The 13,115-nt window shown below is 60.8% G+C and carries 8 protein-coding genes and 1 pseudogene; 5 read left to right on the top strand and 4 right to left on the bottom strand.

Annotated features, from left to right (window positions below; translation table 11 throughout):
• Nucleotides 1–7: 7 nt before the first annotated feature.
• Both ACG10_RS23205 and ACG10_RS24005 read right to left on the bottom strand, forming a co-directional pair.
• Nucleotides 8–1,546, bottom strand: coding sequence for a CAP domain-containing protein (locus ACG10_RS23205; RefSeq protein WP_089170246.1), 1,539 nt, complete (start codon nt 1,544–1,546; stop codon nt 8–10).
• Nucleotides 1,547–3,516: 1,970 nt separating this feature from the next.
• Complete coding sequence (locus ACG10_RS24005; RefSeq protein WP_157731526.1) at nt 3,517–3,873, bottom strand: hypothetical protein; 357 nt, start codon at nt 3,871–3,873, stop codon at nt 3,517–3,519.
• Nucleotides 3,874–4,111: 238 nt separating this feature from the next.
• On the opposite strand from ACG10_RS24005, the gene ACG10_RS23195 reads away from it, so the two are divergent.
• The 5 genes from ACG10_RS23195 (at nt 4,112) to ACG10_RS23175 (ending at nt 10,900) form a co-directional block, all read left to right on the top strand.
• Complete coding sequence (locus ACG10_RS23195; protein ID WP_089170214.1) at nt 4,112–4,447, top strand: hypothetical protein; 336 nt, start codon at nt 4,112–4,114, stop codon at nt 4,445–4,447.
• A gap of 201 nt (nt 4,448–4,648) precedes the next feature.
• Nucleotides 4,649–4,918, top strand: a complete 270-nt coding sequence (locus tag ACG10_RS23190) for a transposase (RefSeq protein WP_232487327.1) — start codon at nt 4,649–4,651, stop codon at nt 4,916–4,918.
• Between the two features lie 37 nt (nt 4,919–4,955).
• The gene (locus ACG10_RS23185) at nt 4,956–5,270 is read left to right on the top strand and encodes an HU family DNA-binding protein (RefSeq protein ID WP_332460708.1); all 315 of its coding nucleotides are present in this window, start codon (nt 4,956–4,958) and stop codon (nt 5,268–5,270) included.
• Nucleotides 5,271–5,746: 476 nt separating this feature from the next.
• Nucleotides 5,747–9,238 carry a galactose oxidase-like domain-containing protein gene (locus ACG10_RS23180; RefSeq protein ID WP_089170212.1) on the top strand — a complete coding sequence of 1,164 codons (3,492 nt, stop codon included), beginning with the start codon at nt 5,747–5,749 and terminating at the stop codon, nt 9,236–9,238.
• A gap of 42 nt (nt 9,239–9,280) precedes the next feature.
• Entirely contained in the window at nt 9,281–10,900 is a 1,620-nt protein-coding gene (locus ACG10_RS23175) for a hypothetical protein (RefSeq protein ID WP_157731525.1), read from the top strand.
• Between the two features lie 351 nt (nt 10,901–11,251).
• On the opposite strand, the gene ACG10_RS24850 is transcribed toward ACG10_RS23175, so the two are convergent.
• A complete protein-coding gene (locus ACG10_RS24850; protein ID WP_332460707.1) occupies nt 11,252–11,401 on the bottom strand; it encodes a peptidase dimerization domain-containing protein in 150 nt (49 codons plus the stop codon).
• A gap of 630 nt (nt 11,402–12,031) precedes the next feature.
• Nucleotides 12,032–13,115, bottom strand: a pseudogene (locus tag ACG10_RS23165) (transposase); the annotation flags it as partial.

The following is a 13,115-nucleotide window of genomic DNA, read 5'->3' as shown; positions in this document are numbered from 1 at the left end:
AAGCATGTCATTGCAATTCATCACACCTAGTATTGAATGATATGCACTTACCTCGGCATATCCTAGAGCCTTCTGGGCAGATACGGGGGCTAGGCGGTGGCCCTGGGCAGAAGGTAGGCCCTAAAGTAGCAGCGACAGCATTGCTGCAACGCATCCCACTTGTATTCTTCGCACATACGGCTAGCACAGTATCACCTTCTCCCGAATATTCCGCATTGATCAAGCCAATATCATGAGCGACTCGATATATCGGCATGGTAAAGCCAGCATTGTGAGCGATGAAAATAGTGGCAGCAGCCAAAGGAGCATTGCATTCAATATCTATACCTCCACACGTTGGTGGGCTGGCCATAGGAATCCTGCAGCCATCTGGGGCTTCTGGAATTGGAGGCTGAAATGAAAGTCCTGAGGACACTGATGCACTTATTTCCGCATCGAAATAAATCGTAACCTCATCATTTTCATCTTCTCGCCTCATGTTAAGCGTTTTATCATCTTTGCTGTCATTTTTATCCGTACCAGCTTTAATCTCTGCAAATGCGCTACCTACTAATTGCCATAAGGACTTATCAAAAGGCCAAAAGGCACGATCATATTCTTGCGCATGACATGTAAGCACAGCAGGAAAATTTCCGTCAAATGTCAGGCTTTTAACTTTAAACTTATCCGAGTGTATATTATCGCCCGTGTCGGCCTCTTTCATTGTAAATATTTCTGTGTCTGGCTGAGCATTTAGCCTACATGTAAGCCTCCAGTCACATATTCCTATAGGATCACTGCATTCATTAATAAATACTCTATTAAAATTAACAGTAGTAACCTTAGATTGCGAGCCTGATCCGCCTTGATTATTTTGCCCTCCATTCTGTCCACCTTGCTGTGGATCCGGGTTAGATGAGCATTTTCCCAAAGCAACGACGTAGGTTCCTTGTTCCCTACTTGCGTTAGCGGCTAGATCTGTAACTGGCACTTTCCCGGCAACAGCAATCCCCAACTCTTTATACAGAGGATCTAATATTGCCTCTCGATGTCCTTCTTTACTTATATTCATCCACCAGTTGACTGCCGCTAGCGGCGTAGAGTCGCTACCAGTCCCCCAGTAAGTAATCTCGCCCTCTCGGTACTCAGCAGCATTTGGAGAGCAATATCCTGAGCGCTTTATGCGTCCCCCAATAGCTAATTTTGGGCTCAATAATTCTTTTGTTGCCGGATCGATATCAAAGTCAGGGTCAACATGTGGGTTGCCTTCACCCCACCATTTTATAGTTGTGGATCGCTCCACATGACCAGTGGCTGCATTAGTTAAATTTACATTAACTTTTAACTCCTGCAGGCCGAACTGAGCGCGTTCTGCATTAATCAAACATTGTAGAGTATCTTTTATTAAATAAACCTGAGTTTTGAGATCCAGACTAGCGGGAGAGGTTCTGATATGAGCGCCGCAAGTTTGCTCACCTGCCACTGGCCCTGCCAAAGCGGGAGTGACAGCGCTGCTCAGTAAAAAGGCAGCTATAACACTTATTATGTCGCTTGCGAGGAGTCTCATAGTGCATCCTTCCACTTAAAAGCAGAGGCTCGATACTAAGCTGACTCACATCGCAATTCGCGTCAGGATACGCTACAAGAAAGAAGCTGAATTTCTTAAGCGAGATTCGAGCGCAAACAATATTAATATTAATTTAGTAAATAGTGGCTAAACAATAATAGTCAAGCTTGTTATATAATTTCCGACAAATGGCCTTGCAGCTATCCATTCGCCAGGCCGGTGGGCAATTTTCGCCATCAATTGCTTGCTGGCCAGGGCGCAAGCCACAACATCCGAGGGGCGGCGACTGTACAGAGCGCACCCACTCGGCCAATCCACCGGGTTGATACTCGGGGTCGTCGCAGAAACGGAGAAAATCGTACGTTTAGCCTCGAACCGTCAAGTTGAGGCCATAGACCCAGATGCAGTTGCGTCAGGAAACATCAAAATGAGCCCTAACCTGACGCTGCTGGCTGGTCACGTCTGACGTCTGGTTGGGGTATAACCCAGCTGGACACCCAAGGCCGGCTGCGGCCTCCAGCCAATCACCTGGCGCTTAGCGTAAGATTTTTTCCGAATTCTGCGGGCTCCCCATTGTGCACAGCCCGGCGAATTTTCTCCGTCGACGCCGGCCCGTTCCGCCCGGCCACACTCCGCTGCCTGTCACGGGGCCGTTCCTGGGCAGAGGCCTGTCCGCCCCGCTGCGCGACACACCATCGGCCGAAACAGCTGACTGGACTACAACTATTTATTTCAGTCTGCTAGCTCACTGACATAGAGGAAATCGGCGTTTTTCAGCAGATTTCCAACAGTGACCCAAAATGTGCTGAAAGCCCCGTCGTTGCTGGGCTCAGCCTTTTTTGGGGCGGGCGCCGAGGCGTCAATCCGCGGAAAGGCTGAGCGAAAGACTGAGCGAAGGCTGACTGAAAGGCTGAAAGCCCCGGCAGGACTGGCTTTCAGCACATTTCCAGTGGTCGGCGGCAGCCCCGGATCCTCCTGCCGCCGGCTAATCAGTGAACGCGGCTCGAGCAATCCGTGAAAGCCCCTCTCGAATCTGCTGAAAGCCCCGTCAGCACTGGGCTCAGCCTTTTTCAGGAGGGCTGCAAAGACTGAAATCGGAAAATCTTCTGAACGCTGCCGGCCAATCTCCTGAAAACCTCGTCGGGCAGGAACACAGCCCCTCCCGTCGTCATCGGCGGGCCGTTCGCTGTCGCTCCGACACCGGCCCGGCCCGATTGAATGGGCGGGGCTCCCGCTTGCTCGGCCGTCGTCGTCATTCGACGACCGTTTGGCGATCGTCCGTCGCTCGCCAATCTGCCCCACGCAAGTTCGTGCTCGGTCCGTCGTCATTTGACCGCCATCGGATGTGCGTTTGGAGCCTTTACCGGGATTCGACTCTCTCCTGCCTGGTCCTCGTCGTCATTTGACGGCCGTCCGGTGTGCGTTCGGGGCGTTTGCCGACGTTCGACTTTCGCTTGCCCGGTGATCGTCGTCATTCGACGACCGTTTGGCGATCGTCCGTCGCTCTCCAATCCGCCCCGCGCAGGGCCGTGCTCGGTCCATCGTCATTCGGCCGCCGTCCGGTGTGTCTGCGTGGGGCGTTCGCCGAACACGGCCTGCGGCTTTTCCCCCGGGAGACCCGGTTTGGATCGGCCTGCCCAACCAGAAGGGCGTTGGCCTGTGCACGGCAAGGCCATCGCGCCTGACCTTCGAGGCGGCGTCGCGTGTTTCGCCAATGGCATCCTGGAAATAAAGAGAAGCCCCGTCTGAGAGGCTTCTCTCCATTGGAAAGTCCGGGGGCTTCAAACCGAAGGCCGGAATTCCAACAGATAATTTTCCTGGCATGCCGGGCTCGAGAAGGCCGTTCCTGCTGGGCTCGTCAAACGAGGGAAAATAGATTTTCCCGGTTATCGCTGTCCGGCCTGATAACTACAGGGCGGGTCGTCATGCGGGCCAGGTGAGTAAGCCTGGGAAACATTGATTGAACCCACTCAGTTCACCAACCAGCGTCCGAAGCGATATACGGCATAAACCGACAGAATATTTCCGGCGAGCAGGACTTCCGAACTGTCCAGCCAGACGGAAAGTTTGAGCACGCTGCCGAACAGCAGCGCAAACATAATCAGCGTCAGCGGAATACTCAGCAGTTTCATGAAGAGACTGCCGCGCAACGGACTGGGCTCTTCCAGCTCGTCCCAGTATTCGGACAGACAAAACGGGCAGCAATTGGAGATGGGTTTTCCGCCGCCGATTCTCCATCCATTAACGCCTGGGAAACTACGGCTGTAAATGACGCGTGGCACCATCCAGCGATTACAACGCCTGCACAACACATGACTGCCTGCCATCTCTTTTCTCCTGATAGGTCTTTTGGCGAAGTGGACGTCCCACTCCCCATCGAGGCTCTCATCCCGGGGGCAAAACCCAAGTCGGGGTCTTGGCACTGTGCATATGTCCGCTGCCGACGCCGGCTTCAGCCCTTGAATTGTCCTTTGAAGATTCGGCGCAGAAACCTGTGCCGGCGGACTTGGGTTTTCGGGCAGCGGTGTTACCAAGGAGATGCATCTCAACCCAAGGAGGCTGTTCATGAACCCATTACCCCTGCGCGCCGAGGCGATCGGCCTGATCCTGTTCGCGTTTCTCCCTCTGGTCATGCTGCTGGTGGGCGGATACGCCGTCTGGGAGTGGTGGTACCTCGACCGCTTGCCGGCTGGAGAGGCCGCCGCCTATGGCACGGCCGAACGCCTGACGCCCGGTGTGCTGGCCGTCGTGATGTTTTTCCTGTGGATGGGAGGGCTCCTGGTGTCCGTCGGCTGGACCCTGGCCTTGCGGGTCATCGCCCGGTACCGCTGGCCGTTTGGCGCTTCGTTCGCCCTGCTGCTCGGTATTCTGTGGGTGACCCGCCAGACGCTGGCCCTGTGAGGACAAAGGGGGCCGCCCCGATGAGGCGGTCCCCTTCGCCCGCCCATCGACCCTGGCCGGCCACAGGCGAGTTTCTCCCTGGAGGGGAAAGGGCTTGGCGAAAGCGAATCGATCCAGGCTGTCTAGACTGCACCTTGGCACCCGGAAGCGACCTCCGGGATAATGCGTTGCTTCAAGGAATGCGGTAACGGATACGCCCGCTTGGATACGAAACAGCTTCTCGAAGCCGAAATGCGCGAGGCCCTGGGACTGGCGCCCGCAAAACCCTCCCCCAAACGATCCGGACAGCGCCCCTCCTATATCCAGGTGAAGCTGAGTGTTCGCAAGGGCAGTGGCGATCCCGCCTTTCGCTTCGAACACCGGTCCCGCTCGCTCAGCACGCTGGAGGCCCAGCTCGAGGCCGAAAAGCGCGTGCGCCAGAAGGGCTGGGAAGTCTGGGCCGTGCTGGACGTACGTCAGGTCTCCGAATAACCCCACGGCCTGGGCTTTAGGCCTTCACCTCCCCGCCATGGAACATGCCATGAACAAAGCCGAGCTCATCGACGCCATCTCGACCGCCACCGACCTGCCCAAAGCCACGGCTGCCCGCGCGCTGGACGCTTTCACTGCCAGCGTTACCACGGCCCTGCAACAGGGGAACGATGTCTCTCTGGTGGGCTTCGGCACCTTCACCGTAAAGGCGCGTGCCGCCCGCGAAGGTCGCAATCCGCAGACCGGGGCCGCGCTCCATTACCGCGCCGTGGCGTTCCGCTACGACAAGCTGAAGCGAAATTACGAAAGCATGGTAGCCATGGCCTGTGGGTTTCTATGGCTCCCGATGTGAATCGTCAACAGCCCCTAGATGGATGCAAAATTTTTTAGCAGCTCCGGCTACCCTGGTCTATACGTAACGCATGACCCGATCTGGATGACGCCTAGGTCTTACTGCTTCGGGGTGCAAGTGTCAAAGAACACAAGCGAGAGCAATACGACCCGCAGGCCCAGCCGGCGCCGGACTACCAATTCGATCAGCGCATCGCCTGGTAGCTCGACGAGGATCTCATATGGCCCGTCGGGGAAGCGCTCGTGCCATCGGTCACCGAGACGGCCTCGGCGGCCGCCCCGGCGAACCACGGCACGACTTGCGTTGTGATTCTGGCGCGGTTTTCAGGCTTCATCAGCACGCAGTTCGCGCGTGACGACCGCTGACACCGTCCTGTAGCGATCCGGAATACCCGGGATACTTGCGGAAATGACGTTGATCCGTTTGTATTCGACAGGCCTTCAAAGCCGAAAGCCGCCGAGGGCAAGGAGGCCGATATGGAGATCATCGCGAGGGGCGTGGTCCGGATCGCCGAAACCGGGCTGGGATTGGAAGGACTCAAAGTCCAGCTGGGCCAGGGCGCGGGAGACCGCTGGGCCATGCTGTGCGACGGCGAAACCTCGGCCGACGGCTCATTCGAGATCTGGGCCACGGGCGACGAGACGCAGCTGCTGCTCGAGCGACGCGCATTGCTGCATGTACGGGCCCTGGATGCAGTCGGGACCGAGCTCGGCCGCGCTGCCTGCATCTGGCGTCGAGGGTTCCTGGACTGGTGCCCTGTCGCGGTGCCCGCCGCGCGGCGCGGAAAGGAGGATCACGACCACGCGCATGACCACGGCTCCGGTCATTCGCATGGATTACATGGTCATTCGGACGATTCTCATGGCACGGGGCATGACCACGACCATGGCTCAGACGACCACGGTTCCGGCCGTTCGCATGAATCGAATAGCCCTTCGGATTCCCACAGCCTAGGCCACGACCACGGTTCCGGTCATCCGCACGATCACGGCGAGTACGACCCTCATTCGCGCTGCCGCCGCATCTATCTGAGGATCGAACGCCTGCAGTCGTACACGCCGGTGGCGCCGGACGAAGCCGATCACATGCGCTACAAGATCGACTGCATGCGTGGGCCGGGACACGAAGACGGCACAATTTCGCCGAACGAAGTGGAATTGCGCCGGTTCGACGCCGTGATCTACCGACGCTATTTCGACGCCGCGCATACGGTGCCCGATACCTCGCCATTGGTCGTCGCTGATATCAACGAGCCGCCATGGGATCGCCGCATTCCCGGCTGCGTGCTCTACGCCGATCCGGGCGAGCGCTTGTTCATCCACGTGTACAACGCGGACGCGGAACCGCACAGCTTCCATGTCCACGGCCTGGACTACGGGATCGATTCGGACGGCTCGTTCCCGTTCGGCGTCGCAGATCATCACCACCATCGCAGCGATGCAATCTGCCCTGGCGAAAGCTGGTGCTACGTGTTCGATGTCACCCCCGACACGATCGGCGCCTGGCCATTCCACGACCACTTCATGAACATCGACGCGGTGGTGTCGCGGGGCCTGTTCGGCGCGATCATAGTGCGCGATCCGAAGGCCAAGAAGGCCGACTACCACGTGCCCATGTTTCTGCACCGCCTGCAGGGACAGTCGGACGTCACCCGCTTCCGCTTCGGCCCGCTGTCGCCGGGCGACCCGCCGGTTTCCTTCACCTTTGCCGACGAAGGCACCTACGACTACTTCTGCGAGATCCACACCGCGATGACCGGCGTGGTCCGCGTGGTCGCCGGCGGTCCGGCGACGGCCGCGGTCAGCATCATCGATTCGCCTTCCAGCTTCGCGCCCAACGACGTGACCATCGGCCCGGGCGGCACGGTCACCTGGACGCACGCCGGCAATCAGCAGCACACCGTCACCGATCGCGGCACCGCGGCGATGCCGTCGTGGTGCCTCAACGGCCGCTCGTTCGTGGGGAATACGCCGACCATCGTCGCCAAGTCGGGCAAATGCATCCGCTGGTACGTGTTCGATCTCGACCTGTCCACGCAATGGCACAACTTCCACATCCACGGCCAGCGTTTCCACCGTGGCGACGAACGCTACGACACGCGCAGCCTCGGTCCGGCCGAGTCGTTCATGGGCGACACCATCGTGCCGAACGTGATCCTGATGCCGATCGATGGCTGCTGCGAGTGCCATGAAGAGTTGCACGATAGCGAAGCCCCAGCAGAACGCTGGCGGCCACCCACCCGCAAGGGCGCAGTGGAGCTGAGGGCCAAAGCGATCGCCACTGCCGTGACGCGGATGACGGCGATGCATTCGCCCAAGCTGGCGCACGGCCAGGCGGCCGATCACGCGAAACCGGTGCTCTCGTACGACGGCCACTGCGTGCAGCTGCGCGGCGATTTCCTTTTCCACTGCCATGCCGAGATACACATGATGATGGGCATGGCCGGTCTCGTCCGCGCGTCGCAAGAGATCGAAGCGACCAAGGAACTGAAGGCCTGCCTGGGCTTCGAACTGCCCATCGACGACGGCTCGCCATGTCCCGATGTCGACATGCCGTGCATGTCGCACGCCGGCACGTGGTCGACGGTTCCGGACCTCGATCTCTTCGTCGTACATGCCGCCGTGCTGAAGACCGGCAAGGTGCTGTTGTGGTCGGGCACGGCCGAAGCGGGCTATCCGACACAATCCAGAGTCTGGAATCCCGCGACAGATGCGCGCACGAACCAGGCCTACGCCGCCGACCTGTTCTGCAGTGGGCATGCCTGGCTGCCGGATGGGCGATTGCTGGTCGCAGGCGGTGCGCCGATTGGCCTGATGAATCAGACCCACATCTTCGATCCGGCGACGGAAAGCTGGACGGTAATGGCGAACATGAACGAACCGCGTTGGTATCCCACGGTGCTGACCTTGCCCGATGGTCGCGTGCTGGCGGCGTCGGGCTCGGGCGCTTCCGGCCTGGAAATCTGGGATCCGGCCACCAGCAACTGGACGATGTTGGCCGGCGCCGACCGCACATTCCCGGAACTGTTCCCCAGCCTGCATCTGCTGCCCGCCGGCGGCGTGTTCTACTCGCGTTGCGGCTGGGCCGCACCGGACATGTCGCATCGCGAATCCGCGCGACTCAGCTTCACCGGTGCCAACAACGGCAGTTGGGCCGATCTCGGACTGTTGCAGTTCCCCGATCGCCAGGAAGGCATGGCGGTGTTGCGCATCGACGACACGGTGTCGCCACCGGCCACCGAAGCGTTCGTGGTCGGTGGTGGCGTCAGCGGCGTAGCGACGTGGCGCAATCCGCAGACGCTGGAGCGCATCGACCTGACCGATCCGGCGACCGCTGCCTGGAGCCGCGGAGCAGACATGGCGTTTCCGCGCGTCAACGTCACGGTCGTGCTTTTGCCCAACGGACATCTTCTTGTCGTCGGTGGTCAGCGCAACGGCAAGTGGGCCGCCGATCCGCAACCCGTGCTCGAAGCCGAGATCTACGATCCGGCGAACAACGTGTGGACGACGCAGGCGCCGATGCTGCATCCGCGGCAGTACCACTCGGTCGCCGTGCTCCTGCCCGACGGGCGCGTGCTGGTGACCGGCGGCATCGATCCCACGCTCGGCACCACACCGATGCGCGATCAGCGATCGATGGAGTTGTTCAGTCCGCCCTATCTCGGCGGCGGTAGTCGCCCGTCGATTACCAGCGCGCCGGCCAGTGCGACCTGGGGAGCGGCGATGTCCATCGGTACCGCGGAGCCGGGCGATGTCGACAGCGTCGTGTTGCTGCGGCCCAGCGCCCTCACCCACCACACTGATGCCGGCCTGCGCTGGATCAAGCTGCCGATCCTCGGCGTCACCGCGACTGCCGTGCAGGTCCGCGCCCCCTCCAGCGCCGCGGTCGCTCCGCCGGGTCCGTGGATGCTGTTCCTGCTGGATGCGGCGGGTGTGCCGTCGGAGGCGAGATTTATCGACCTCGCGTGAACAGCGAGAACTGGCGGCAGGCGCGAACAGGAGTGAACTGCGATGGACAGATCCGCAATCCGAAATTCGACAGGCGTGCTGCTGTGCTCGTTGCTGGTCGCATGCCGATGGCAATCGAGCACGCCCACGACCGAACCCACTGGACAATTTGGCGGCGGCACCGGCGCGTACACCGCACAATGCTCAGGAGATTTTCCCGACTGGATCTCCGATCATCCGCCGCAAGCGGATGCGAGTGGCGATGTGAACCCGAACGAGCCGGGCGTGCAGAAGAGCTTCCAACTCGCGCAGGCGTATCCGCTGGGCGTTCCGGTAATCACCAACGATGCGCAGGGCCAACCGCACATCACTTCGTGGAATCCGCCTGCGGCGGAAACCAATGGACCGTGGCGGACCTTCTCCAATTTGTCGATCCCGGCGCAGCGCGACGGCTATCTGGCCGCACTCAAGACCTACATCCTGCAGGGAATGTCGGACCCGGGCATCGACTTCGACGCGACCAAGAACAACAGCAACTGGGCCTCGCGCAAGTGGTACCACGTGCCGATGATGACCGCGTCGGCCAGTGCACGCCGCGAGCCCTACCACGGCGTGACCAACGAGCGGCCGCTCAATCCCAGCGAGCAGACGCACTGGCTCACCAGTGGCGGGAACCTGCGCGCCGTAGCGATCGGCTACTACAACAGTCTCGGCGGGTACACGATCGGGCAGGTGTTTCCCAGCTACGACCTGACCCAGACCCAACCCTCCGCGGCGCACTTCATCGACGGCACCGTGGTGTTCAAGCTGCTGTTCGCCGAGTATGTGCCCTCACGCATCCAGGCACCGGATCCGCTGGCGCACGCGCCGCGCTGGTTCGTGCAGGTGCCGGCGAACTCCGCTGCCCCGCCGATCGAAGTGCGCCTGCTGCAGGTCGACGTCGCGGTCAAGGACGACCACTTCAGCAGCACGACGGGCTGGGTATTCGCCACCTACGCCTACGACGAGCGTCTGTGGCCGGCCGAAGGCAACGGCTGGCGGCGACTGACGCCTATCGGCATGCAGTGGGGCAATGATCCGACCGTGACCGGCACCGCGATCACCACGCTGCAGGAAAGTTGGATCAATCCGGACATGCCGCCGGCCTTCCGCGACCACGTAGGTCGCGCGGGGCGCCTGATCGGTCCGGTCGACAATCCGCGCTCGTCCTGCCTCAGCTGCCATTCGACCGCGCAGGTCGACATGGCGCAGACCGGCAACGTGACCGGCATGTTCGCGACGCAGGCCATTCCGCCCACTGCGTGCAGCACGCCGATGGCGTGGTTCCGCAACCTTCCCAGCGGCCCGAGCGGCGGCACCGCGTTCGGACGGCTGCCGGGCGGCAACTGCCCGGTCGATGTCGCCACGACCGGCCTGACCTCGCTGGACTATTCGCTGCAGCTGCAGGTCGGCGTCATTTCCGTGTTCGGGTTCCAAAACCCGAACCCGTGCGCGTCCCACGCCCAGGCGCACTACGCCGCCACCAACGCGATGGCGCTGCGTCGAAACCAAGAGCAGCTGCGACAGCCGCCAGGCCGCGAACAGCAATTCCTGCGCGAACTGCCGGCGCAATCGCAGCGGGTGCAGATCACGCGCGACGGCAGGCTGCTACGCGAGGAGATACCGCCGCAACACCGACGCTGACGCGGTACGAATTGCGAACGGAAGAAAGAAAACGGCGCCCTCACGACGCCGTTTTTTGCTTGCGCAACGGGTCAGGACAGTGCGTTCGCTGCCTCGACCACCTTTTCCACCGTGAAGCCGAAATGCGGGAACAACTTCTCGCCAGCGCGCTGGCGCCCTAGCTGTCGATGCCGATCACCGCGCCGTCCAGGCCGACGTACCCGGCGGCCGCCCCGGCGAACCACGGCACGACTTGCATTGTGATTCTGGCGCGGTTTTCAGGCTTCATCAGTACGCAGTTCGCGCGTGACGACCGCTGACACCGTCTTGTAGCGATCCGGAAACCCGGGATACTTGCTGAAGTGGCGATTCCTATCCTTTGACCACGGTCTGCAGGGCCTGCACCAGCTGGCTGCCGGCAACGATGGCGTGGATTCCCTGGTGTGGCGTGGCGGCGTGGCAGCCGTGGCCGCGCTCCGTGATCTCGAAGGCGCAGGTGCCGGCCATGACCGGCTGCGGCATGACCGCCATCCCGGCCAGTTGTGCAGACCGAACACCGCCTCGACCGGGACTCGTGGCCGCAGGCGTGCAACTTGCCAGGATGGCGGGTGTGGTGGGGGAATTCGTTCAGTTCGGCGAGCGGCAGGGCGTCCATGTCGGCGAGCACGTGTTGTAGGAGGCCCGCGACATGCTGCGGTCTTGCGGATTTGAGTCCAGCGGAATCCCACTCCGACGCGAAGCTCTGCAAACTCGCATCACGGCTTCCGGACGTGCCGTGCGCGCTTGGAACTAGGCGATCCACCGACATCGGGTCTCCAGCATGGGATCCGGTCTTGGAAAGCTGCGTAACCGCTCTTCATCGGCCGATGAGCGCAAGTCGTGCCCACGTCGGCTGAGGCGGAGTTGTGTGAATTGCCCTTGCGGCAGGTTTCGGAGGCGGAGCGCCCCCCAGATGGCGGCTTTGTGGAAACGTCGTGCGGCAGCAGTTGGCCGATTCTGTTGAAAAAGTCGGTTTTTACAGTAGGCACGCCGCCTTCACGTTTGCCACCGAAGGGCTGGCCCGCCACTTTCAGTGGTCTTTTGATGTTTTTGCTGAGCCTGCAGGCTCGAGTTTTGAGGTATTTGGAGGGTTTCTGCCCCAAACAGGCAGACCTATCCCGTGATGGGTGGCCCTTGGGGTAGCAATTTGGCCATCCGACGCAGATTCTGCACTGCCGCAGCGAGCGTGAATTCGTCGGTTGCCTCCGTCAGTCCCCGTAGCCGCAAGCAATCGACTTTCAGGATCCGTTTGAGATGGGCAAAGAGCATCTCGACCTTTTTGCGTTCGCAGCGGGAGCGTTGGTACGCCGCTGTGGTGGCGATGCGCCGAGCCACCTCCGGGCGGCTTCAATGAACGCTGCGGACGATCTTGCGCATCGGCGTATTCGGGCAACACCACGGCTTCAGCGGACAGGTTGTGCAGTCAGCCTGGCTGGACCGGTAGATCACCGTGTTGGCCTTGGTGACGTGGGAGCGCTGACGCTTGAAGGCCCGCCACTCGCTACGCAGGGGCGTCCGGCCGGACAGCGTATTCCCCTACCTCTTCATTCCAGTGGAAATCATTGCTCGAGAAGGTGTCGTTCTGGCGTTCGGTTTTGTCCCACACCGGGACATGCGGTTCGAGGTCCCTTTCTACCATCCAGGCCAGCATGGGTGCTGTCCCATAGGCGGTGTCGCCGATCAGACGTTCCGGTGTGATGTCGAAACGCTCTTCGACGCGTTCCACCATGGTCTTGGTCGACTCGACCTCGGCGGTGTGGTGAGCAGGCGTGGCTTCCACATCCAGGATCACACCGTGCTCGGTGTCGATCAGGTAGTTCGTGGAATAGGCAAAGAACGCCGGACCGCCTGGAGCCGCCGTCCAGCGGGCCAGAGGGTCGGTCAACGACAAGCGCTTGGGTAGCGCTTCGTCATCGAGCGCCTCGAGGTACTCACGCACGGCGCGTGTGCTGAGTGCCGGATCCCCCCAGTTGATCGCTTCATCCCCGGCGACGCCACGCTGCCGGCTGGCATCCGCCTTGATGATGCTGGCATCCACGGCAAAGCCTTCACCCTTGACCAGGCCAGCGGTCATGCAGCGACGTACCACTTCATTGAACAGCCAGCGAAACAGGCCGCTGGCCCGAAAGCGGCCATGCCGGTTCTTGGAGAACGTCGAGTGATTGGGCACTTCGTCTTCCAGCCCCAACCGGCAGAA

Source organism: Azotobacter chroococcum, from assembly GCF_002220155.1.
GTDB lineage: Bacteria > Pseudomonadota > Gammaproteobacteria > Pseudomonadales > Pseudomonadaceae > Azotobacter > Azotobacter chroococcum.
The sequence above is the reverse complement of the archived record's forward strand: the minus strand, read 5'-3'. Positions and strand labels throughout refer to the sequence as shown.

Bases quoted from the DNA above. Each gene is read 5' to 3' on its own strand.
- ACG10_RS23185 (WP_332460708.1), top strand. From the start codon at position 4,956: ATGGAACATGCCATGAACAAAGCCGAGCTCATCGACGCCATCTCGACC.
- ACG10_RS24850 (WP_332460707.1), bottom strand. From the start codon at position 11,401: ATGCCGCAGCCGGTCATGGCCGGCACCTGCGCCTTCGAGATCACGGAG.
- ACG10_RS23175 (WP_157731525.1), top strand. From the start codon at position 9,281: ATGGACAGATCCGCAATCCGAAATTCGACAGGCGTGCTGCTGTGCTCG.
- ACG10_RS23205 (WP_089170246.1), bottom strand. From the start codon at position 1,546: ATGAGACTCCTCGCAAGCGACATAATAAGTGTTATAGCTGCCTTTTTA.
- ACG10_RS23195 (WP_089170214.1), top strand. From the start codon at position 4,112: ATGAACCCATTACCCCTGCGCGCCGAGGCGATCGGCCTGATCCTGTTC.
- ACG10_RS24005 (WP_157731526.1), bottom strand. From the start codon at position 3,873: ATGGCAGGCAGTCATGTGTTGTGCAGGCGTTGTAATCGCTGGATGGTG.
- ACG10_RS23180 (WP_089170212.1), top strand. From the start codon at position 5,747: ATGGAGATCATCGCGAGGGGCGTGGTCCGGATCGCCGAAACCGGGCTG.